At 55.6% G+C, this 23,579-nt stretch carries 17 protein-coding genes; 6 read left to right on the top strand and 11 right to left on the bottom strand.

Going from position 1 to position 23,579, the window contains the following annotated elements:
* The first annotated feature begins 323 nt into the window (after nucleotides 1-323).
* Nucleotides 324-2,444, top strand: a complete 2,121-nt coding sequence (locus tag K239x_RS21035; RefSeq protein ID WP_145420344.1) for a cytochrome c3 family protein — start codon at nucleotides 324-326, stop codon at nucleotides 2,442-2,444.
* Nucleotides 2,445-2,532: 88 nt separating this feature from the next.
* On the opposite strand, the gene K239x_RS28865 is transcribed toward K239x_RS21035, so the two are convergent.
* Nucleotides 2,533-2,724, bottom strand: coding sequence for a hypothetical protein (locus K239x_RS28865; RefSeq protein WP_419189229.1), 192 nt, complete (start codon nucleotides 2,722-2,724; stop codon nucleotides 2,533-2,535).
* A 30-nt stretch (nucleotides 2,725-2,754) separates the two neighbouring features.
* On the bottom strand, nucleotides 2,755-4,083 hold the full coding sequence (locus K239x_RS21025; protein WP_145420342.1) for a M48 family metalloprotease: 1,329 nt from the start codon (nucleotides 4,081-4,083) through the stop codon (nucleotides 2,755-2,757).
* Nucleotides 4,084-4,567: 484 nt separating this feature from the next.
* Between K239x_RS21025 and K239x_RS21020 the strand changes: the two genes are divergently transcribed.
* Nucleotides 4,568-5,536, top strand: coding sequence for an alpha/beta hydrolase (locus K239x_RS21020; protein WP_419189228.1), 969 nt, complete (start codon nucleotides 4,568-4,570; stop codon nucleotides 5,534-5,536).
* Nucleotides 5,537-5,643: 107 nt separating this feature from the next.
* Here K239x_RS21020 and mfd read toward each other — a convergent pair whose 3' ends face one another.
* The gene (gene mfd / locus K239x_RS21015) at nucleotides 5,644-9,027 is read right to left on the bottom strand and encodes a transcription-repair coupling factor (RefSeq protein WP_419189227.1); all 3,384 of its coding nucleotides are present in this window, start codon (nucleotides 9,025-9,027) and stop codon (nucleotides 5,644-5,646) included.
* A gap of 157 nt (nucleotides 9,028-9,184) precedes the next feature.
* Here mfd and K239x_RS21010 point away from each other — a divergent pair, with 157 nt between their 5' ends.
* Entirely contained in the window at nucleotides 9,185-10,225 is a 1,041-nt protein-coding gene (locus K239x_RS21010) for a Gfo/Idh/MocA family protein (protein WP_145420340.1), read from the top strand.
* Between the two features lie 154 nt (nucleotides 10,226-10,379).
* Here K239x_RS21010 and K239x_RS21005 read toward each other — a convergent pair whose 3' ends face one another.
* The 8 genes from K239x_RS21005 to K239x_RS20970 all read right to left on the bottom strand — a co-directional run bounded on the left by K239x_RS21005 (nucleotide 10,380) and on the right by K239x_RS20970 (nucleotide 19,691).
* Complete coding sequence (locus K239x_RS21005) at nucleotides 10,380-11,111, bottom strand: hypothetical protein (RefSeq protein WP_145420338.1); 732 nt, start codon at nucleotides 11,109-11,111, stop codon at nucleotides 10,380-10,382.
* Entirely contained in the window at nucleotides 11,108-11,743 is a 636-nt protein-coding gene (locus K239x_RS21000; RefSeq protein ID WP_145420336.1) for a hypothetical protein, read from the bottom strand. Before K239x_RS21000 ends, K239x_RS21005 begins: the two co-directional genes overlap by 4 nt.
* 39 nt (nucleotides 11,744-11,782) lie before the next feature.
* Complete coding sequence (locus K239x_RS20995; protein WP_145420334.1) at nucleotides 11,783-12,670, bottom strand: hypothetical protein; 888 nt, start codon at nucleotides 12,668-12,670, stop codon at nucleotides 11,783-11,785.
* A 35-nt stretch (nucleotides 12,671-12,705) separates the two neighbouring features.
* Complete coding sequence (locus K239x_RS20990; protein WP_145420332.1) at nucleotides 12,706-14,697, bottom strand: PDZ domain-containing protein; 1,992 nt, start codon at nucleotides 14,695-14,697, stop codon at nucleotides 12,706-12,708.
* A gap of 13 nt (nucleotides 14,698-14,710) precedes the next feature.
* Nucleotides 14,711-15,772: a S1C family serine protease gene (locus K239x_RS20985; RefSeq protein WP_145420330.1), complete on the bottom strand. Its 1,062-nt coding sequence runs from the start codon at nucleotides 15,770-15,772 to the stop codon at nucleotides 14,711-14,713.
* The gene (locus K239x_RS20980) at nucleotides 15,724-17,568 is read right to left on the bottom strand and encodes a S1C family serine protease (RefSeq protein ID WP_145420328.1); all 1,845 of its coding nucleotides are present in this window, start codon (nucleotides 17,566-17,568) and stop codon (nucleotides 15,724-15,726) included. The genes K239x_RS20985 and K239x_RS20980 overlap by 49 nt, the downstream gene beginning before the upstream one ends.
* Nucleotides 17,565-18,725, bottom strand: a complete 1,161-nt coding sequence (locus K239x_RS20975) for an NPCBM/NEW2 domain-containing protein (protein WP_145420326.1) — start codon at nucleotides 18,723-18,725, stop codon at nucleotides 17,565-17,567. Before K239x_RS20975 ends, K239x_RS20980 begins: the two co-directional genes overlap by 4 nt.
* A 102-nt stretch (nucleotides 18,726-18,827) precedes the next feature.
* Nucleotides 18,828-19,691 carry an Lnb N-terminal periplasmic domain-containing protein gene (locus tag K239x_RS20970; RefSeq protein WP_145420325.1) on the bottom strand — a complete coding sequence of 288 codons (864 nt, stop codon included), beginning with the start codon at nucleotides 19,689-19,691 and terminating at the stop codon, nucleotides 18,828-18,830.
* 231 nt (nucleotides 19,692-19,922) lie between these two features.
* On the opposite strand from K239x_RS20970, the gene K239x_RS20965 reads away from it, so the two are divergent.
* The 3 genes from K239x_RS20965 (at nucleotide 19,923) to K239x_RS20955 (ending at nucleotide 23,555) form a co-directional block, all read left to right on the top strand.
* Nucleotides 19,923-20,762: a TVP38/TMEM64 family protein gene (locus K239x_RS20965; protein WP_145420322.1), complete on the top strand. Its 840-nt coding sequence runs from the start codon at nucleotides 19,923-19,925 to the stop codon at nucleotides 20,760-20,762.
* A 75-nt stretch (nucleotides 20,763-20,837) separates the two neighbouring features.
* Nucleotides 20,838-21,920 carry a CBASS cGAMP-activated phospholipase gene (locus tag K239x_RS20960; protein WP_145420320.1) on the top strand — a complete coding sequence of 361 codons (1,083 nt, stop codon included), beginning with the start codon at nucleotides 20,838-20,840 and terminating at the stop codon, nucleotides 21,918-21,920.
* Nucleotides 21,921-21,950: 30 nt separating this feature from the next.
* Nucleotides 21,951-23,555 carry an L-serine ammonia-lyase, iron-sulfur-dependent, subunit alpha gene (locus K239x_RS20955; protein ID WP_145420318.1) on the top strand — a complete coding sequence of 535 codons (1,605 nt, stop codon included), beginning with the start codon at nucleotides 21,951-21,953 and terminating at the stop codon, nucleotides 23,553-23,555.
* Nucleotides 23,556-23,579: the final 24 nt, after the last annotated feature.

The following is a 23,579-nucleotide window of genomic DNA, read 5'->3' as shown; positions in this document are numbered from 1 at the left end:
GTCGACAAAACCATTCGCCTTTCGGCAAATGGTCTCCTAAGTATGATGTCCCGATCCAGAGGAGTGAATGGGTGGGCGAAGGGGAGTTGAAGTCAGGGCTGTCGCTGAAGTCAGCGGGCCGGCTGAAGCCGCTGCGCTTGATGTGGCTGCGGCAGAAGTCTCGGGTGGGGCGAATTGACGTTTTCCGGTCTGCTTCGTTGCCCTTGTGGGGAGTACCGCGTTTCGTCGGCACGTTTCGTCACTGGCGCAGCGAACTGCTCCAAGACATCGCGTTTCGATACTAGTTTTTTGCCACCTTCGCCTAACTTCAGGCTTTCAATCGCATGCGAGTTCGACAAATCAGCCGTCCGGTGCTCGGAATACTGTTGCTGGCGGTCTTTCTATCGACGGTGACGCAGTTGACGTGTCGGTCCGGCTATGCCGCGGATGGATCCAAGTACGCTCACAGTGATTCGGACGCCAGGTTTTTGCACCACATCGATCTTTATGATGCGGACAATCGAAAGATTACGTCCGAATCGACGACGCCGTATTCGTCGGTCAAAACTTGCGGCCGTTGCCACGACTATGAAACCATTTCGCATGGCTGGCATTTCAATGCGTTTGATCCCGATGCCAAAAGCGGCCGGGAAGGCGAACCCTGGATTTGGACTGACGCGCGAACGGGGACACAACTTCCACTTTCTTATCGCGACTGGAGCCATACGTTTGATCCGCGTGAAATAGGCATCACGGCTTGGCAAATGACGGAAAAATTCGGCGGTCGGATTCCGGGTGGTTCTATGGCAGCGGGCGCGGTGGCGGCTGTGCCAGAAGTGTCACCCAGTCTAGACGCGTCCTCAGCAGACGGCGAAGTCATTCCGTCGCCACGATGGAAACTTTCCGGCACCCTGGACATCGATTGCATGATCTGCCATGCCCAATCAGGGGCTTACGATTTCAATCAACGCCGAGAGCAAATCGAAGAACACAATTTTGCTTGGGCTCCCACCGCGGGTCTGCGATTGGGCACCATCGATGGCAAGGTTTCCCGGATCAAGGAGGGCTCGGATCCCGAGGATGACGCGATCAAGGCCAAGCTGCCCAAAGTCAGCTACAACCCACGCCGATTCAATTCCGACGGGACAGTGTTTATGGATTTGATTCGCGAACCATCCAGCAACGCTTGCTACCAGTGTCACAGCAACCGCATTGTCGGCGACAAAGGGATTGAGCAACGGTGGGTTCACGACGAAGACGTTCACCTGCGTGCGGGCATGTCGTGTGCCGATTGCCATCGAAACGGAATCGATCATCACATTAGTCGTGGGTTCGAAGGCGAAGAGAATCCGAGCGGGACGTTGGTGCAGACACTTTCATGCACCGGTTGCCATCTAGGGGCGCAAGGCAGCGACGCTGATACGATCAGCTTGCGAGCGGGCCGCCTTGGATCGCCCACTCCGATGCACGCAGGTCTTCCCCCTGTTCACTTCGAAAAACTCGCCTGCACCGCGTGCCACGGCGGACCGGCGCCGCGGGACGAAGCCTTGCGGCTTATGACATCGCTGGCTCACGGCTTGGGCGACAAAGGCCACCGAGACGGATTTGAGTTGCCCGCAATCCAGGGCCCCGTGTTTACCAAGGGGGCAAGCGAAAAGATTCATCCACATCGGGCCGTTTGGCCGGCGTACTGGGCAACGGTCGTCGATGGCGTCGCCAAGCCGATCGCACCGGAGAAGGTTTATGACGCCACTCGAAAATCTCTGCGAGTGCGTAAAGACTTTGTCGACGAATTGGTGCTGCCAAAATGGAGCAGCAAAGACTTGAAAGAAGTCCTTGGTGATGACCGTGCACGCATACCGAGCGAAGAGTGGAGTGACGACGAACGTCAAAAGCTGGAGAAAATCCAACGTGAAAACGGTGAAACGCTCTTTGCCGAAAAGGTCTCTGCTGCATTGGCATCGCTAGAGAAGGAACTGGAAGCCGAGCAGGCGGTCTACATTTCTGGAGGGGTGGTTTACGCCCGCGGTGAAGAACCCGATACGCTCACATCGATCCAGCTCGCTTCCAAAGACGACATCGACATGGTCAGTTGGCCGATGGCTCACAACGTTCGTCCCTCAGGCTGGTCGCTTGGCATAAAAGGCTGCACCGAATGTCATAGTGACGGCGGCAAAATTTTTGCGTCGACGGTCAGCCCCGTTGGTCCGGCGCCGAATGTTGCCGAGCCAATTACGATGGCGACGCTGCAGGGAATGGATGCCAATCAACGCCTCGCTTGGAACCAATTGTTTAGCGGTCGCAAGACATTTAAATACATCATTTTCACATCGCTGGCATTGCTATTGATGACGTTGCTGGTGGGAGCCGGCGCAATCGGGGCCAAAGCGATGGGAGCAGGCGTTGCGAATGTACAAGGCCAGACACATCCCGAATCTACCACTGAAAACGAGGTCACGGCATGATGATTTGGATCGACCGCATCTTATTGTTGGCGATTGTGGTCATTGTCGCCGTTTTGACGGCGACCGCATTGCCGGTTTTGGCGGGCCATCACCTGGGCGGCACGATGTTGCTGCTGCACATGATGGCCAGCGGTGCGTTGGTGTTTGCATTGCCAGCGGCTGCGATTGTTTGGCTGTCGCGAAACATCAATTCAGCGACGTCTGACTTCATCCAGCGATGCGGATTTTGGGCGTTGATCGTGACCGGATTCGCGACGATTGCGACCGTGTTTTTCTGCATGCTGCCTTATCCGTCCACGCAAACGATGCATCAGTTGATCAACTGGCACGGCTGGTCAGGATTCGCGATGGTGCCAGCCACCGTGCTGTTGGCCATCGGTTCGCTCCGATGGCGACGCATCCAAGCCACGCGATCGGCAACACCTGGGTGAAGCCAAGTGGGTTTGCGGGCGGCCGGATGATCAAAGGTGACTCGCATCAATGCAGAACTCAGGCTGTCGCAAGCCGCTTCGTATGTGCTGGGAACTCCGTGCAACTGCGATGAAATCTCGACCGCCATTTTGCAAGCCTGCACGTCGGCGTCGTATTCGCTGCGATAAGCGACGATTCGCAGAATTAGCATTGTGAGCAAAATCCCCGCGGCGCTTCCCAACGGAAGTGCCCAATGAGAATCGCCTGCAATTTGCGTTACCAGCACCGCCGCAATCCAGGCCGGCAAGATCGCCAGCATTCGCAGCGGCACGTGCCGACGACGCAAGTGAGCGGCTTCGTGAAGCACGACCATGGCGATTTGTTCTCGCCCGAGTTCGTCGAGTAGCCGGTCAGACAGCAGCAACGATCGAAAGCGGGGAACAAAGCCAGCAACCATTGCGTTGAAAGCTCGCCCGCCCGTGTCCCACCGCATTGGTTTGGTGCTTTTGATCTTCGCCAGCACCAACAAGTCGACGACCCACTGATTCACGCCAGGAGAAATTTCCGTCGTTTTGAAAAGCTTGCGGATCAGAAGCGGCAATCCCATTACGACGAAAGAGATGACAATCGCGCCGGTGATCCATGACGCAGTGTTTTCTGAAAGCGGCAACAGCGAGATCAAATCCGACACGCCCAGTAACATCAGCACGGGGGCGACCAGCCAGGCAAGCCCACTGCGAAACGAAAGCCATAGCGAACGCGTGTGATTGCGAAAGCCACCCTCGGTGTAGTTCAAACGCACCCCATAGGCTTGCTCAGCGGACCAGCTGGCAAACGTCATCATCAACCCGGGCGCCAACAGAATGATCGACTGCAACGCCATCGAATCGCGAAGAACGGGGGCGACGCTAATCGCCTGTGCCAAACCAAATCCAGCCAAGCACAGCACGATGACAAACAGTGACAACCAGCGAAAAACTTCAAGCTGGCGTTCGATCCAGCGTGCACCGACCATTGGTTCAAGCTGTTCCGTGACCACTTGGCGGGCGACTAGCCAGGATCCAAGGTGACACAGCGCCGCCCAGACAGAGACCAGGCCCAGCGTTGCGATGAGCGGACCGGAAATCCCATGGTCGCTAACGAATTCGTTCGCTGGGCTGGGAATGGATCCGCAGCTCAAGGAGACGATGACGACCAAAAAGTAGAGCAACTGCATGATGGTCGCCAAGGAAATGAAACGTGGGCAAACGCCGATTCTATTCCAACGATTCAGCGACTAGCGTTGATAATACGATCAAAACCAGCGACGGCAAGATTCGTGGTGCCTCTTTGTAACGGTTCTGACGGTCAAGCGGCCGGAATGGGGCCCGTCACTCAGACGCCTTGAGCCAACTTATGGCGGCCACTGCGGAAACGAAGCCGCTGCCGAGCGTCGTGCCGCTCGTGATTTCGCGAGCATCGAACCGATGGCGTACGCTCGCACGCCAATTCGCTGAATGCTCTGTCTGTCCGAAACCTTTTTGCCCAAGTGTCGGAGGCTTACCGTTGCTTGCAGCAATCGGACATCAAACGCCTTTGGCCGCACCTGATACTGCGTTTCGACGTCGTAGACGGCGTTTTTTGCCCTGCAACACACGCATCCGATGTCATTTCTGCCATAATGGAGGCACTGACAGAGCAAATGAGTTCCCAAAGAGCCCGAGGAAAGATTGATGAAGCCCACTGCAACGACCCAAGCAATTAAACCACGCGACAAATCAAGCAAGATGCTGATGGGAGTGTTTTATTTTTGCGTCTGTGCTGTGATCGTGATTCTGTTAGCGAATCCGGCGTTCGCGCAAAAGAAAAAAGAGGAAGACCCAAAGCTGAAGCCGCGGCCAGTCGTATTAAAAACGGATGACGGACTTGCCCTTCGCGCCTTCTACTTTCCGTCGGACAAAGGAAAGGAAGCGGTGACGGTGATGTTGGTCCACGAATGGCAGGGACAAGCGAGTCCGTACGGCAAGCTGTGCATGACGTTGCGAAACGCAGGATGCGCGGTCATTGTGCCCGACTACCGTGGCCACGGCGGCAGCAAGGAGTACACCGATGCACGAGGCAAGGTCAGGAAATTCAACATCGCGCAGATGGGAAAGCGGGACGTGGAGAACATTGTCCGCTACGACTTGGAAGAAGCGAAACGGTTCTTGAAGAAACGAAACAACGACGAGGAGTTGAACCTGAACGCGTTGGTCGTAATTGGAGTTCGCGAAGGCTGTGTGATGGCAGCACATTGGGCGCAGCGAGATTGGTCTTTTGCGCCGGTCGGATCCAAGAAACGCGGGCAAGACGTCAAAGCTCTTGTGTTGATTTCACCCAAGAAAGTATTCAAGGGCGTCTCGCTGGATCAGACGCTTTCCAACCCAGCGATCCTATCGCTACCGATGATGCTGGTCGCAGGTCAAGGCAGCCCCGAAGAAAGCGAAGCCGAACGAGTCTATAAGCGAGTCGAAGCGGTTCGAAAGAGAATCCATCGGGGAGACGTCGAGGGATTGAATCTGCATCTCTCCAAAGCTTCTTTCAGTGGCCCGCAGTTGGTGGCGAAGACTCCTGATGTGCTTCCGGCCGTGGTCCAGTTTGTGAAAAAGAACGTCGTCATTTCCGAAGACGAAGAAATCAATCCGTGGGTCAACCGCGAGTAGATCCGACGATTTCAAGCCGGAGCGATCCGTTCGGCGACGCTTGATTCTCGTTCGGCGAAACTTGATTTGCAAAATTGTTTTCGCTATTTCGCCAAACCCGCTGTGGGCTAACCCAAGTTCAACACTTGCCGGGTGAGTTCCAAGTAGCCGATCCCGGTTGGGTCATCGATGTCGATACCCGGGTGAGATTTGGGAGCGGGAGTGGTGGTGCCGGGTTTGCGTTGCGGACGAAGGGGGACAAAGGCCTGGCTTCGATCAACAATTCGCACTTGAAACGGGGAATTGCGTTGGATCTGTTCCATCTGTTTGCGATTGCTATAGTGCAAAACCAGGAACCGGTCGTTGTTGGTAATCGCAGAAATCTGTCGAACCGCGGCATCCAAACGCACTTCGCAAAGTTCCAGCATTCTTTCTGCCGGCTTGGGCAGCGGTCCGAATCGATCGCGCAGCTCTGAACGAACTTCTTCGATCTCCGTCGCATTGTCGATCTTGGCCATCCGACGGTAGAGATCGATTTTGTGTCGTAGATCGGGGACGTATTCTTCCGCCAGATACGCTTCGACGGGCAAGTCGATGTCCACATCGGCGGACAGTTTGGGTGGCAGATTCTGAACTTGGCGAACGGCGTCTTCCAGTAGCTGGCAGTACATTTCGTACCCGATCGCAGCAATGTGACCGCTCTGTTGGCTACCAAGGAGGTTGCCGGCACCACGGATTTCCAAATCACGCATGGAGATCGCAAACCCAGCTCCCATGTGGCTGAATTCTTCGATTGCGCGCAGCCGTTTGGTCGCTTCGGGCGAAAGATGTTTGTGCTGTGCGATTAGCAAGTAGCAATACGCTTGGTGTTTGTATCGGCCCACACGTCCACGGAGCTGGTGCAAATCGCTTAGCCCATAGCGATCACCGTCGTCGATGAAAATCGTGTTGGCGTTGGGAATGTCCAAGCCGCTTTCGACAATCGTTGTGGCTAGCAGCAGGTCAAACTTGTGTTCGATAAAGTCCACCATGACTTGCTCCAGTTCTCCTTCGCCCATTTGGCCGTGGCCGATCCCGATGCGAACTTCCGGCACGTTGCGTTTTATCTTTTCGGCAATCGTGTGCATGTCGCCGATGCGGTTGTGAACAAAGAAAATCTGTCCGCCGCGATTCAATTCCCGAATGATCGCCGAACGAATCAGTTTGTCGTCCCAGCGAACCACATTGGTTTCGACGCTGCGACGTTCCGCAGGCGGTGTTTCTAAGTTGCTAATGTCTCGCACACCCACCAACGCCATGTGAAGCGTTCGGGGGATAGGCGTCGCCGAGAGTGTCAAAACGTCGACGTTGCTGTGAAGTGTTTTGAGCCGTTCTTTGACCGCCACACCGAATTTTTGTTCTTCATCGACAACGACCAAACCGAGGCTGGAGAAGTCGACGTCTTTGCTGGCCAAGCGGTGCGTGCCGACCACGATGTCGACCTTGCCGGTCTTGAGGTCCTTGACCGTCTGGCGTTGCTGGGCTTTGGTGCAAAAGCGGCTGAGCTTGGCGATTTCCACCGGAAACTCTGCCATGCGTTCGCGAAAATTATGGTAGTGCTGTTCGGCAAGCACCGTTGTCGGCACCAGTACCGCGACTTGGTGCCCGCTCAGCACGGCTTTGAATGCCGCTCGCATGGCGACTTCTGTTTTGCCGAATCCCACGTCGCCACAGATCAGTCGATCCATGGGCTTGGGGATTTCCATGTCCTCTTTGCAATCCGCAATCGCAGTGACTTGATCGGGAGTTTCCACGTACGGAAAACAAGCGTCGAATTGGTCCTGCCAATGATTGTCACCATCGAAAACGATGCCGCGCCGGGCTTGCCGATTCGCCTGCATTTCCAACAGCTCGCTGGCCATGTCGGTCACGGCCGATTCAGCGGCTTTGCGTTGCTTGGCCCAAGCCTGACCTCCGATTTTGGCAAGACGGGGCCGATTCTTGGTGCCACCGATATAACGCTGGATCAGTCCGATCCGGGACGACGGCACGTAAATTTTTGAACCACCATCGAATTCGATCACCAAGTGTTCGATGTGCTGATCGCTCTTTTCGATCGTCTGGATACCGCGGTAAACGCCAATGCCGTGCGAAAGGTGAACGACCAGATCGCCAGATTCCAATTGCAGTGAACTTGCAATCGGTTTGCCTTTGGCACGTGTGCGTCCCCGGCGAACTGGGCTGCGGTGAAACAATTCGGCGCCGGTCAGCACCAGCAGTTTGTTGTCGATTAACCGAAAGCCGCCGCTCAACTGCGCGACGCTCATTTTCAGCCGTCCGTGTTTGGCTGATTCAGTATCCTGCAGTAGCTCCGAAAGTCGTTCCGCATCGGCGGGTGTGTCGCCGACCAGCAGGACCTGATGATCACTTGCCGCCGAATCAATTTTCCTTTTGGTTTCGTCCAGCGAAGTGGCGTAGCTGTCCGCGGTACCCGATTGCAGATCGATCACTTCGTCCGCGGTGCCAGCACCAAACGTCGTGGCCGTGATCACGCGGCAATCGTTAAGCGAAGCCAGCAATTCGTTGTAGTCGCAAAAACGCGACGGAGAATCGACACGAGCCAGCAAGTCGTTGGCTGATTTTTCGCATTCGTGCGGATCGATCACCACGACGATCGTGTCGCCCGACAAATAGTCACCGATGGAACCCAGTCCCGAAGCGTCGATCGGTGAGGCTGCCGCGGTTAGGTCTTCCGGATTGGGATCTTCGTAAGGATCCTGCTCCAGTGCTTCTTTGATGACGTCGTCGTTGGTGACACCGATCGCAGCGATCTCGATTTCGTCCAGCCGCTCGATGCTTCTTTGGCTGGCAACATCGAAACGTCGGATCGATTCGATTTGGTCGCCAAACCATTCCACGCGGATCGGTTGCGGTTGATCGGCGGAAAAAATATCTAGCAGTCCCCCGCGAGTCGCGAATTCACCGGGCAGTCCGACAGCCGTCGTCGCGGCAAATCCCGCATTCGCCAACCAGCGACGAATGTCGGCTGGATCGACCGTGGCACCTACGGCTAGCTTACGAGTCGACGCTTCCAGTGTTTCGGGCGTGGGAACCAGCTGCAGCGCACCCCCGATGTAAGCCGTCACGAGCAACGGTTCGTCGGAACCGCCATCACGCCCGCTAAGCCGCTGCAGCACTTGCAGACGGTCGGCGTAATCCGCGTCCCGGATCGATTCGCCGCGACCATCTCCCGCCGATAGGGGCAGTGACATCGCTTGCGATAATCCGAAGGCGACCGCATCGCCAGCGACGATATCCGCATCGGCGGCCTGCGGTAGCAACATCAGGATATTGGCGTTTTCCTGTGCAACGGCGGCGGCCAATACGGCTCGCAGGCAGCCCCAAACACCGGAAAATCCCAGTGTTTTGCTGTGTGGCAGATCCGCCAGGCGCGCACCGATCCCACGTGACTCGTTTATCAGGCGAGGCACGTCGCTGAGTTCTTTGACGGTCGTGGCGGTGGTATTTGCCAAGTCTGTGCGATACCAGCGGTGGTGCTTGAGGATAAAAACCGTATCGTGTTAAGCGAGTTTTGCCTATGCCGAGTGGATCGGTGGCAAAGCCGTTGTTTGAAGCGTTTTGACTAATTGCCAAAAAAATTTGCCGCCAAGCGGACTGGGGATAAACACGATGAGCATTGGATTTGGAGTCATTGGATGTGGCATGATCGCAGGCTTTCACGCCAAAGCGATCGCCGACGCAAAGGGCGCCCACTTGGCCGGTTGCACGGACCGAAACGTCGACCGAGCAAAGTCATTTGCCGCTGAGAACCAGTGCCCAGCATACGATACGCTGGAGGCAATGTTGGCCGATCCCGCCATCGGAGCCGTTTCGATTTGTTCGCCCAGCGGTGCTCACTTGGATCCGGGCTTGGAAGCAGCCGCGGCTGGCAAGCACATCCTGGTTGAAAAGCCCCTGGAAGTGACGACCGCCAAATGTGACCAAATTATCGCGGCCTGCGAAAAATCGGGCGTCAAATTGGCGACGACATTTCAAAGTCGTTTTCACGAATCGAGCATGTTGATCAAAAAGGCCGTCGATGCTGGCCGATTCGGAAAAATCACCATGGGCGACGCCTATGTGAAGTGGTATCGCAGCCAAGAATACTACGACAGCGGCGCATGGCGCGGGACATGGGCACTTGATGGCGGCGGCGCACTGATGAACCAAGCCATCCACTCAGTGGATCTGCTGGTTTGGTTGATGGGACCTGTGACGCATATCAGCGCGATGACGGATACGTTGACGCACGAGCGAATCGAAGTCGAAGACGTCGCGGTGGCAACGTTGCGATTCGCCAACGGCGCATTAGGCGTGATCGAAGCGACCACGACGGCGTTCCCCGGTGCGCTCAAACGCATCGAAATCTGTGGCAGCGAGGGAACCGCTGTGCTGCAAGAAGAAGACATTCACACGTGGCAGTTTGCAAACGAGACTCCCGAAGACGAACGAATCCGAAAAGAAATGACGGGCAAAACCGAAAGCGGTGGTGGTGCAGCTGACCCATCCGCGATCGGGCACCATGGGCACACGTTGTTGTTCGAGGATTTGGTCAACGCCATCAACAATGACACGTCACCAAGCATTGATGGTCATGAAGGCCGCCGCAGTGTCGAAGTGATCGAAGGCATTTATGAAAGTGCCAAGTCGGGCAAGATCATCACGCTGTAAAAGCACGTAGAACATCGGCGGGATTTGCCGAGCCAGATCTCTGGAGAGCCCCTTCGCAGTTGCGAGGGGCGGCAACGTTGTCGGGCGACAGCTAGTGCCAGCAAGCATCAGCTAACGGCACCGCTGAGTCGCTTCGTATGATCGAGTCAGCGGTTCAGTTGCTGTTGGTCTTGAAATAGTCACGTACGTAGTCGCGGCCAAAGTATCGACGTCCCCAAATTGCAATCCCGCATTTGACGACGAACCAGGTCGCCCAGAATGCAAATCCGATGATCATCGAGATCTTCTGGATCGACTGAACCATCGCTGCTGGCGGGCCGCCGTTGCCAGAATTGGCATCCGCGATGTTGTCCATGTGAAGTTGGACAAGCGGTATCGTTTCGAATTGCAACGCGACGTAAAAAATTGTTCGCAGCACTTCATAAACCAGCAACGCCAAAAGCGTTTTGCCCATCCAACGCGGTGTCCAGGACTTTGACGCCAAGCAACCGATGCCGCCGATGATCAGGCATGTCGAGATCGCCAGGCCGCCAAGTGACGAAAGGACGTGCGGGATGATGTACTTGGCGTTGATCGCAGCCATGGCCGCATTCATATCGCGTTGGGCCTGAGCTTGCGCGCCAGCGGGCATCAGGGCATCCGAAATCTGCTGGCCAAATAACACCTGCACAATGACCATGACGCCGATCAGTATGCCGCTCATCCCGGCTAGCAAGCTGATCACGCCGGCGACTGTCACCCCGGTTGGCTTGAGCGCCGTGTGTGATGGTTCGGCGGTGGGGCGGAAGCTGTCGTGTGGATTGGTTAACGGATTGGAGTCAGAGTCCGAAATCGATGCCGCAGCTGGGGCGGAACCAGCCGCTGAATGTTTGGGCGTGTTGCTCATGATCCCTCGTTCGCAGGCTCATTAGGGTACGAAGGCGGCGATAGAAAGGCTCGTTGAATGTCGGTCGCCGAATTTCCTTCGCCCCGCAAATGGAAAGCCAGCGTCACGCTCTGATTGAACAAGACGATCAGTCCGTACACGCCCAAAATCAGCGAGGTAGGAAAACAGTAGCAGGTCATCAGCGTAAGCACACCAAGTAACAGCGACGCGATTGCCAGTCCACGTCTGCGGTAGCTGGTCACCCCGATTCCGCTGTAGATCAATAATACACCGATCAGCACCAAGACCGCCGCAATGATCCCGCCGCCGATGGCGATGTACATTCCCATGTCCGGTGGCATTCCTTGAGGAGCTGCGCCACCGTTTTGCGCCGCCCGTTTGGCCGCCTCGGCCTGCATCTGCATAAAGAGTTCCGGCATAAACCAGGCGTAGACTCCAACCATGATGCCTGCCAGAAAATCAAAAACACCTTGGACGACCATCAGCACGCCCAGCACAGTCGTGTGTCCCGTCATGCCTCGCGTTTGCCCCGGCGGCAACGAAAGGCTTTCCCCATGCATCTGCCGACCAACATTTGTCGGACGGTATGGGTTGTTCACGAAAGTGGATTGATCAAAGCCGTCGTCGGACATCAGGTTGAAACCGCCTAAGAGTTTATGTGGAAGTCGTGTCTAGACTTCGATCAAGTCGGGTTCGGGCGGTTTGGGTTGCCGGCGCGGTTGGATTTGCCGGCGTGGGACTTGCAATTCTGGTGGCTGAAAACCGGGGAATTGCGGCGGCAGGAATCCAGGCGGAAGACCACGCGGAAAGCCACGTTGATTTAGCTGAATCTGGAATTGGTTTCCCTTTCCCGACGCGTATCGTTGATAGACCTTGTAGGCCTCTGTGTCGGCCGTTTTCAATTCGTCTTCGTTTTTGTACTGCTTGGTTTGCACGCCGCCTTTCGCATCGGGACGTTCGACTTTCAATCCTTGGTCGTTGTCCTTGAAGCGGAAACTGCGGCCGTTTTCGTCGACCGAAATTTCTCGTTTGCCATTCACTGTTTTGACGGAAACGCTAACACGCGTCTGTTGTCGGATTGGGGGGGCAAGTTGGATGGGCGGAGCCAGCTGTTGCGGTCGTTGAGCGTTGGGGGCGGTTTGCGGTTGAGATTCAGAATCTAAGATTTGTTTTGCGACGGAAGCCTTGGGATGGCCCAGTTGTTTTGCGATTTGTTCCAAGGCTTTTCGTGCAGCACTGGATCGCTCGGGCGAGTTGCTTTGCGAGTGCTTTCTGAGGATTCCGATCGCTCGGTCGGCCGCATCGGAGTTTCCGTCCAGCACTACCTTGGTCAGCGGCCCGATAGCGCGTGCTCCAAGTTGTTGCAGCTTTCGCGTCGCATTTACACGTTCTGCAAACTTGGGTGAATCCAGTTGCTCGATCCATTGCTGAAACTGGTCCTGCTGCTGCAAATCAGCATGATCGTCGCCTACGGATAAATCTTGAGCGACCGCCAGGCTGGGCGTCGCCAGTGCGAGACAGAAAACGATCGCGGCAGGAATGCTGGTCATGCTTGACATTGCTGTAGTCCTCGTTGGGTGTCATCGGGAATTTGTTAGATCGACTGGAGCAGTCGCACCCACTTTAGCAAGCGTTGGCTATCGGTTGCACCGCCGAAAACGACGGGATATCCCGATTTTTGAAGCGCTGTGCCCCATGTCGGTAGATCATCGGCCGATTTGATTGGAAGCAATAGTTGCAGTGATGCGTCCGCTTCATTTTCACGCAGCCTGACCGCCGGAGGACGTGCTTCGTGAGATATCGCGACTCCGAAAAACGTCTCGCTGGCGGAGATCGCGACGGCCAACGCCATGGAATCGCCCGCTTCGGCTTTTCCGCCATCGAGGGCTCCGGATGCAGCCACGGCAACAGCGGATTCTTCGATCGTTACTTTCTTCAGAATCGCACCGGCGAATCGCGAAACCACGTCAATTTCTTTCGAACGCCATCGCTCGTCGGCCGCCGGTGCAATTGCACACACGACCACGCCGTGTTGACGAGCCAGGTTGGGCCACGATTCAAGTACCTTTTCCGGCTTGCCTTGCCCGGGGTTCAGCAGCATCACCAAAAGGCCCAATTGCTCCGTCGATTCATCGTCGTCATCGGGCCCGACAAATGCGGCAGCGTTACTGACGTCGGGGAGTTTTAGCGGCGAAACTTTCCATTCCTTTTCGCCTTGTTTTTCCCAGGCTTCAGGCACTTCGTCAGCGATCGGTCCAGCGATGCTGGCAGGCGTCACGAAGATCGTCTTTTCTTCTTTGTCGCGCAGAACCTGGATTGTCATCACCTTGCCCGGCTCGGCCGCCACCATCAGCGAGCGAAGTGATTGCGTGTCTGAGGCCGTCGCTTCATTGACATTTAAAATGACATCGCCGCCTTTCAGCTGTCCTTCGGCAGGAGAGCCGGGCAGGATTTGATCGACGACCACCGACAGTTTGGCGTCGTCACCTTCTTTGGGGTCCTCTGCGTCATCATCTTTGTCCGTCACGGTTTCTTCACGAGCGATGAATCCCAATCGTTGCGGCTGCAGTGGTGGAATGCTGTCGATCAATTCGATTTCGACGGACTGTGATTTGCCATCGCGAGCAAACTCGATCGAGATGGTTTCGCCCGCGTCGTAGCTTCCCAGAATCTGTTTGATCTGTTGAAACCGCTTCACCTTCTGTCCTGCCAGTGACGTGATTTCGTCACCCGGTTTCAAGCCTCCTAATTCCGCAGGTGACCGTGTTCGGACGGCGGCAAGCTTGGTGCCGGCTTTGAGCGGATCGTCTGTTTTGGGCACGATTCCAATCAAGCCCTTGTTGATGTCAGTGCCGGCTTTAAGTCGTTCAAGTTTGCGTTGGATAACGTCCGCGGGGATTGCAAACGCAATGCCTGAGTCATACCAGCTGGTCGCGTCGGGGGCTCCGCCGGGAGCAACAGCGGGAACCAGGACACCCAGCAGGTTCCCCGCTAAATCAATCAGCGGTCCGCCGTAAAAAGCAGGCGAAACTCTTGCATCCGTTTGCAGTGCAATGCCATCGAGTCGTTGGGTCGCGCTCAGGACGCCGTTGCTGACAATCGGTGATGCATCTGCACCGTAGCGTCCCACTGCAATCGTGGTTTGCCCGACTCGGAGATCCAGTTTGCTTGGCAGGTCGACGGCTACCAGCTGCTTGTCGGTCTTGATTTTCAACAAGATCAATTCACGATGCTGGTCTTTTGCCACCACGGTTGCGGCGTGTCGCGTGCGGTCGGGTAGCACGACCAAAATGCTGGCCGAAGGACGTCGCACGACAATGCTGGACGCCAGGATGAAACCGGAGTCGTCGACCACGATGCCTGACGTCGGCGCATCCTGTTCGACTTCGCCGTCAGCTTGACCGACCGCCCCGATGATTTCGACGGTCACGACGGACGGCAAAAAACGATTGGCAGCATCGCGAACCGCATTGGCCATTGCACCGCGATAAACAACGTCCTGCGAGTGTGTTTGCTCGGCGCCGTGCAGCGCTAACAGAGCCAGGATGCAAGCCGAGGTTGCGGTTTGCCTTGAAAACAATTTCATGGGGATCACAGGATTAGGGACGCAACATCAAGGGAACAATTTCTGTGTCGCGTTGAACAGTGATTTCGACTTCGTCACGTCGATCGATCCGACGCATCAATTCGCGCAGGCTTCGTTGGTTTTCGACACGGCGGCCATCGACCAGCAATACAAGATCGTCTGGGCGAATGCCCGCTCGCATCGCCGCACTATCGGCCAGCACATCGTCAACATACGCAGGCGTTGCTTCGAGAACATCGGGGATCAAGACCAAGCCCAATGACTTGGGCGAATGAGACTTGCCGCGATCTAACATCGGTTTGGAAGTGTCGACGACGCTGGATTTGCGGCCAGCAATGATGTCTCCAATCGCTCCGCGAAGCGCATCGGACGGGATCGCATAGTTCAACCAAACACCGGTCGCGGCGTCGCGTAGTTCTTTGCCCAGCATGCCGACCAGTTCGCCTTGGGCGTCGACCAATGCGCCGCCAGCGGCACCCGGGTTGTTGGCGATCAAATCCAGGATCAAAACTTGCCCGCGATACGGTGTTTTGTACGTGCCACGTCTCGCATCCAGATCCGTGATCGACGCAACCGTGCCTTGCATGACACTGGCTGGTTCGTTGCCCGCGGCAATGCCGAACAAATTGCTAACCGCAAGAACGGGATCGCCCCATTGAATGCCAGACTGTTTGTTAACAGTGAAAAACGGTAACTCGGAAGCTTCGATTTTGAGCACTGCTAATTCCAATGCTGGCTCGAAACCAACAATCTTCGATTCGAATCGCCGGCCGTCATCCAAGACGACGATCGGATCGACGTCCAGGACATAGCTCCACGACGTCGCAACGTGACCTTCGGGCGAAACCAGAAACCCACTCTGATACGCTTCTAGCCCGGCAAGTCCGCCCGCACCGTAGATCTTGACGACGCGAGCCTGCGCGGTCTTTGATAAATCGGACAGCTTTCCTTGCGCGGCCAGTTGGCCGGCAAACAGAGTGCCTACAAAACCGATCCACAGGCCAAGGGTAATTGGTCGCAAACAAATCACGAGGCGTCCTCCCTGTTTGGCGATTGATTCAGTTTGGTTTCCCATGAACTTACAGTAAATGACAGTTTCGCTTGGGTTCCAAACAGAAGTTTCAGTTCAATTGGCTGTTGGCCCTTTTCGTCGCTCTTGCGAACCACCAACAGTTCGGCCGGATCACGATCACGATCCGCAAACACTTCTACCGCTTCGACCAAATGAGTTTTCGGGTGGCTGAGCCAGCGAACTTCCAGTTCGCCATCGGTTGCGATCATGCAGTCGCGGAGCGGTCGTTCGCCCAGCAGCGGCATCGTGCCCAAGTAGTAGCTTTCACCGAACTTTTTAGGACCTTGAGCCGACATTCGTCGCCATGCATCGAGCACGGGCAAGATTCCAGCGATCGTTTCGCGGTCGATCGCTTCGTAAAGGTCAGCCTTCGTCTTGTAGCCAAACACCTCATCGCCCACTTTCAAGGCCATGTTTCCGGATTCGATTTGGATCGATACCGGGCGGGGAGTCGCTTCGGTCGTTTCGCCTTCGATATGCCAGGTCGGCAAAACGTCTGCCTTGCCACCGGGAAATTGACCCCGCAATGCCGCAATGAAATGATCTTGTTCGGCCAGATTGAAATGATAATTTCCATAGCCTTCGCGAAGCACCAATTGCTTTTCGATTTCCTTGGGGTACTTCTTCTTTTTGGGTTTTTGAAGAATCTTGTCCTTCAGCTTTTTCAGGTCTTCCAGATTCGGCAGCTTGCCATCACCAGGCTCCTTTTCGTCCTCCTCTTTCTTTTCCTGTTCACGTGGCGGAGGCGGGGGCAGTGCGGCGGACATTTTTTGTAGCAACTCGTCTTTGCGATGCACGCTACGGAGTCGCACAAGTGTGTCTGTTCTGACGCCTTGATCGCGAAACGACATTTTGACTCGCCACTGCGACGGCAGGGTGCCCAATACGTTTTGAACGTCATTGGCCGTTTGGACGCTACGCCCATCGATCTCCAGGATTTCGGCGCCGTAACGCAGACCTCGGCGGTACGCGTCACTGGATTCCAGGATGTTGGAAACACTGACGCCGTTGTTTTCTTCGGTGGTGACGGTCGCGCCCAATGTGGCATGGTCGACCACGCGTCCGCTACGAAGGTAACCCAAGAAATTCTTTGCTTGGTGGATCGAAATGGCATATCCGACGCCCACGTTGACGCGGCCTCGTTTTTCGAAGGAAGCTCGTCCGACAATCCCCAGCAAGTCGCCTTGGTCGTTGTAGATTGGGCCGCCCGAATTGCCCGGGTTGATCGATGCGTCGGTTTGCAAACAGTCGGCGTATTCCAGCAGCGTGCCCGAGGGATATTGGTAACGACCAACGCCGCTAAGGATTCCCCATGTCACGGTCGGTTGTAAATTCGATGCCAGCAGAAACGGATTGCCGATGACCATGCACCAGTCACCCGCTTGGGCTCGTCGGCTGTCAGCTAATCTGGCAAACGGAAAATCGTCGCGTCCCAGCAGTCGAATCATTGCCAAGTCGCCGACCGGGTCGATGCCGACCAGCACCGCATCGTAGACATTGCCATCGGCTAACGAGCAACGCATGTAAACGCCAGCCGGACTGGAGACGTGAAAGTTCGTCAGGGCAAAGCCGTCGGGCGAAATCAAAACGCCGCTTCCGCCACCGCCACCACCTGGCACATAAACGCTGACGGCAGACGGCCGCGCACGATCGATCGCCGCGATTCGAGCGTCTTCTGCCGCCTGCAGGATCGGATCGATTTTCAACGGAGCAGGAGGCTGCGCGGGGGCGATCGATGCAAAGCAAACGCAGGTCGCAGCGAAAGCCAAAGCGAATCGCCGGCATAGTGTCAGTTTCATTTCAGCAGCCTTGGTCGCGTGATCCGAACTTTGTCACCTAAGTCTCCATCGTTTCCACAGTCGGCGACGAATCGAATGCGGCGAGCGTTGTTGGTTGGTAATTCAAATCCGCGTGGCTGAGCGTCCGTCAGCGTTTCTTTCCACACCGACTTGTCGTCCACAAAAATCTCGACCGTCACATCGCCCGCTTTGTCGACACTTTGGTCGCGGCGAACGGCTCCGGCCAGCTTGCTGTATTTTTCAGACACACGGTATTCCACCGAACCGCTGCCACTAATCACGACGTCGTCTCCGTCAGCTTTTGGGCCAAACCACTGCGACTGCAGATCGGTTGCCAATTTCGTTTCTACGTACGCTGCGTAGTCAGCTTTGCTCGGTGGCTCCTGAGCCAGCATTTGCAGTCCGCCACTAAAAAAGATTGACTGCAAGTGTTTCAGCGGCAATGTGTGTGTGACCGAATCGGAAAGCTGCAATCGCAAAGGCGCGTCTGCTTCGCTGGCCAAAATGTTGACCGCAGCGAACCGTGATCCATAGTGATCGACGATTTGAATTGCCGACTTCGATGGACTCGGCTTGCTGCTTAGCACGATCCCTTCGAGTCGTTCGATTGGTGCGTCAACCGTATCTCCGTCCATGCTGAATTTGACCACGCCTCCGCCGATCGCTTCGACCAATCCCGGCGCGGGATCCAGTTGATCGTTGGCACGGCGAATCGCCAGCAAGTCACCGCGAGCTTCCTGTTCCAGCAATCCTAGCCACTGCGAATCGGTTGCCGGCGATGCGGTTCGAAAACGGATCGAGCGAACTTCGTTCATCGGCACTTTGATCGCCTTTTGGCGTCGCGGTTCGATGACAAACTGTTCATTCGCCAGCGTCATGTCTTGGACAGCGATCTCCGAGCCGCCCACCAGCGTTACTCGGCTGGTGGGGCCGGTCGCATCATCGCGTTTGTCGGCAGGAGTGATCGCTTGCAGGTCTTCAAACGAAAACGATCGCGTCTCTCCGTCGACGTCCAGTTTTAATTCCGATTCGCCGATGCCGGCAAAGTCGCCGTCAATAACTTTGCCATCGGTCGTGGTGACCTCAATCGGCAGCACCGCGACGATGAACACTCCGATCGATCGTAGGACCACCGAAAACGCTAACGCAAATCCCAAAACTTTGGCTCCGCAGAAATTGATTTGTTCAGATTGTGTTGGCGCGACCTTAGCTAACCGACCTAGATAGTTTAGCGCAGTCGACGTTTTCTGTCTCGTCGATCAAGCCCGTTTTGAGCGAATCAATTGCGAGAAACGCTCATCATGCCAGTTCCCTGCCGCCAGATCATTGATTCTTGCCCGTTGTCGTGTCGCTTCGAACGTTTCGTCGGATTTCAGTAGCCCCAGTCGATACGCCAGAAAGTCTGCCCGGCCTGGCATCAAAACGCCCCACCCCCAGGGAATCCTGCCGGGCCAGATTGCATTGACATGATCACGGATGTTGGTCGCGCAGTTATGAGTCAGCGTGTTGTATCGCTCTGGTTTGCGGGGCAGTTGCGATGCGTGTTTCGTCACGCGGCTCAGGAGCTGCTCTAGCTGGGACTGTTCTGCAGCCACGCCATAGACAAACACTTCGTCGCCGCGGTATTCGGTGCGGTGCCCGATCGCGTCGCGTTCGTCCGCGATGACGTACATGATTTGATAAAAACCAATCAGTCCTTTCCACAGCGAATACTTCTGGCCCCGTCGCAAACGAGCTTCGATGGATACGACCAAGTGAGACTGGTCGGCAAACCCGAAGCTCATCATCGTGTGGGCAAAGCGGGAAGAATCTTGGAATGGGACGACAATGAAATCCAGCGTGCGAACGTCGCTGATCGCGAACTGCCGCGTTTCGTATTTCTGTTCGTGAGTCCCGTCGCAGTGGTAGCGAAAATTGCGAAAATCGTCGATCTGCAACTGATCGCCTTGGATCTGGACTTGGGGCAGTCGTTCGAAACCGGCCTTCCAGGGTCGATCGTCGGAGGAAAAGAGTCGTTTGATCGCCTGAAACATGCTGTCGTGTTGAATGGCTTGAAAGGTGATTCGTTTGCCAAGCCAGGGCTGAATCGCTATCAGGCACGCCGTCGATCGCCCTGGGAACACGCCGTCGATCGCCCTGGGAACTGGTGCAGGGTACTAGCCATTGCTTTTAAACGATTTGTTTGAAAAACAGGGGCACTTCGCTACAACGCCGACCATCAAGATAGCGAAAATTGCAGCGGTAGTTGGCGAGTCCTCGGCTTTGTTGAACATTCCTTAGCAACACCCTGTCTGAATCCGCAGCGCGCACTATTCTGACGTTTCCTTTTTCGCCGCCATCCAACGATCAATTCCATGCCAGACACTTCGCCTAGCGATCAGCCTCCCAGCGATTCAGGTCTGCGAAATGGGGAGCCGAGCGATTCGGTGTCGACGAAGCCCAGTGATGACGCTGCCGGTCAAAGTAGTGCGAAGTCGCGGTGGATCAAACCGATTGTTTTGATCAGCGTCGTTGTTGTCATCGGAGTTTTGTTTTTCCAATATCGTGACGCAATCAGTCTGGAGTACCTTGCTGAACGGGAATCGCAATTGCGAGAATTTCAGTCGCGACATCCGTGGTTGGTTTTTGGAGTCGCGTTCCTGGTTTATGTCCTGGTGACCGGTTTGTCGTTGCCTGGCGCCGCCGCACTGACGTTGGTGTTTGGTTGGTACTTTGGATTTGGGCCCGCATTGATCATGATCAGCTTTGCGTCGACAATCGGCGCTACGCTAGCGTTCTTGCTCAGTCGCTATTTGTTGGGCGAGTGGGTGCAGTCCAAATTCGGTAATCGGTTGGGGACATTCAACCAGCATTTGGACGAACAAGGAGCGTTCTATCTGTTCTCGCTGCGACTGGTTCCCGCGGTCCCTTTCTTTGTGATCAACTTGGTCATGGGGCTGACGAAGATGAAAACGTGGACATTCTATTGGGTCAGCCAAGTTGGAATGCTGCTTGGAACTGCGGTGTTTGTTTACGCCGGATCGCGAGTGCCTGATCTGAATACGTTGGCAGACGAAGGCGTTGGGGCGGTCTTTTCCACATCGCAGCTGCTTCAGATCTTTGTGGCTTTTACGCTATTGGGTGTTTTTCCGCTGGTCGCCAAGTTTTTGTTGAACCGTTTTTCGATGGCACAGCCGAAAACGCCAGCAACGTGAATAGTATTTGAGTTGCGATCACCTATAACCAGACAGGCACGGTTTGCCTTTCACGGTTCTTAGTTCAAGCGATTCATGGCACGATTTCAAATATTGGCGTTCGACGGCGGCGGAATTCGCGGCGCATTTGGAGTCGGGTTTCTGCAAGAGCTTGAATCGCAAGCCGACCGAAAATTGCGTGACTGTTTCGATTTGATCGCCGGTACGTCGACGGGCGCGATCACGGCACTGGGGTTGGGCGTCGGATTCGGGGGGGATGATTTAGTCGAGCTCTACAAGCGTTCGGGGCCTAAGATTTTTGCCCCACAGCCGGAATACGTTCCCGATAGCGTTTGGATTCGGCACATCTATCCTTACGTCAAAAAAGTAATCTCGCTGAAGGCCTCCGGCGACATTGATCATTTCTTTCGGTCGCGGTACTCGTCAAAAAATCTGCGTGAGTGTTTGCACGAGCATTTTGGCAGTTGCCAAATGAAAGATATCGAAGGTCCGCGCGTGATCGTGCCAAGTATCAATTTGACCGACGGCGAACCGCATATTTTCGGGACGCCGCATCTACCGATTCACCTGCCGGATGCGGATTTGAAAATCTTAGACGTGCTGATGGCGACGACCGCGGCGCCAACGTATTTTTCGCATTACGAAATGCCGGACGGTTCGGCTCATGCCGATGGCGGTCTGTGGGCGAACAGCCCCGGTCTATTGGGATTGGCCGAAGCATTGCGTTTGCGGCAACTTTGTGTCGGAGATCATTGTGCGCCGCCGTTTAGCACACGCGAAATTTTTATGCTGACGGTCGGTACCGGTACGGCCAAGTTTTCGCTCAAACCGCCCGGCGAAGATGCGGGCGCGATCTACTGGGCGCCTCAAATCGCCGATGTAATGCTTTCGTCCCAAGTCCAAGGTCTGCAGGTGCCACTGCGGTTTTTGTTGGCCGATCGAGTCAAGCAAGTGAACTTTCAGCTGCCGGATAAAAGTTGGAAACTGGATGCCGTGCAGCACCTTGATGAGATGATCGAAATGGGCCGCGCGGCGGCTCGCGAACACGGCGATGAGATTATCGAAAAATTCCTGCAGCATATTCCGGATCCCTTTGATCACGTCGAAGATGACGCCCACGATGTTGTGGATGATCCTTCGCTGGAAAGTGCTCTCTAAATCAGTGTCCTCCTCTCCTCAGAATTTCGCATGATTGTCAGTATTTTTAACGATGTGATTGGCCCGGTCATGCGAGGTCCATCGAGCTCTCATTGTGCTGCTGCTTTGCGAATTGGACGCATCGCGCGTGATCTGATGGGGCAGCAGATTGAATCCGTGTTGGTCCAGTTCGATCACTCCGGTTCGTTGCCTGCGACCCACCAAACGCAAGGCAGCGACATGGGGCTGTTCGGAGGTCTGCTGGGTTGGGAAGCCGATGACGAACGTCTGCCCGAGTCGGCGAAGTATCTGTCGGGCGCAAACATTGATCTGCGTTTTGAATACGGTGACTATGGCGACGCACACCCCAACACGTACCGGTTGCATTTGAGCAACGGGCAGGAGTCGCACCAGCTGATTGCGATTTCGACAGGCGGCGGCATGATCGAAGTCATCCAGATCGACGGCGTCAGCGTTAGTCTTTTTGGCGACTACTACGAAACGATTGCGTGGGCGCCGGCAGGATCGCTAGGCGAGACTGTTGACGAAACGAGTGTTCGCGATTCTCTCGCGGCGGATTCGGTGTTGATTCAACGCCATGAGTCAATCGATCTGATTCAAGTCAGATCCCAGGAACCGCTCAGTGACCCGTCGATCAAATCGATCATCGGTACAGTCTCGCGTGTACGGCATCTCTCACCGGTGCTGCCTGTTCAATCGCAACCCGATACGGACGTGCCATTCCGGTCGTGTACGCAGATGATGCAAAGTGCCGAAGGGTCCGACAAACTACTTTGGCAATTGGCGGTCGACTACGAAACGGCCCGCAGCGGAATGTCGTCCGATGCCGTGGTCGCCAAGATGGTCGACCTGGTGCAGCTGATTCGCCGCAGCATCCAGCAAGGACTTGCTGGCACGCAGTACGAGGACCGAGTGCTGGGTTTTCAGTCGGGTGGTTTTCAGAAGATGATGGATACGGGGCAATTGCTGGACGGCGGTATGCTGAACCGAATCGTGCTCTACACGACGGCGTTGATGGAAGTGAAGAGTTCCATGGGGGTGATCATCGCAGCACCAACAGCCGGAGCTTGTGCAGCGTTGCCTGCAACCTGCATTGCGGCTGGCGAAGTGTTAGGAAAGTCTGATGAAGAGATTGCGCGTGCGATGCTGGCAGCCGGATTGATCGGCGTTTTTATCACGACGCCTTGGAGCTTTGCCGCCGAAGTAGGTGGTTGCCAGGCCGAAGGCGGATCGGCATCGGCGATGTCAGCGGCCGCACTGGTTACGTTTTCCAATGGCAATCGTCAGCAAGCCGTCGGCGCCGCGTCGATGGCGATGCAGAACATGCTGGGGCTGATCTGTGATCCTGTTGCCAACCGGGTGGAAGTTCCTTGTCTGGGCAAGAACGTGATGGCGGCCAGCAATGCGCTCTCGTGCGCCAACATGTCGCTCTCAGGATTCGACTGCGTCATTCCGTTTGACGAAACAGTCGAAGCTGCCAAGCAAGTTGCATTGCGAATGCCGCGAGAACATCGATGCACGGCACTTGGCGGATTGTCGACAACGCCCACATCGCTGGCTATCGAAAAGCGAATGTCAGGATGTGGGAGCGGTTGCGGCTGTGGCCCTGTCGTGACGCCCGAATTGAAAATGTAATCCGCTGATCTCGCCCCAGTGCGA

The organism is Stieleria marina (genome assembly GCA_007741555.1).
GTDB lineage: Bacteria > Planctomycetota > Planctomycetia > Pirellulales > Pirellulaceae > K23-9.
The sequence above is the reverse complement of the archived record's forward strand: the minus strand, read 5'-3'. Positions and strand labels throughout refer to the sequence as shown.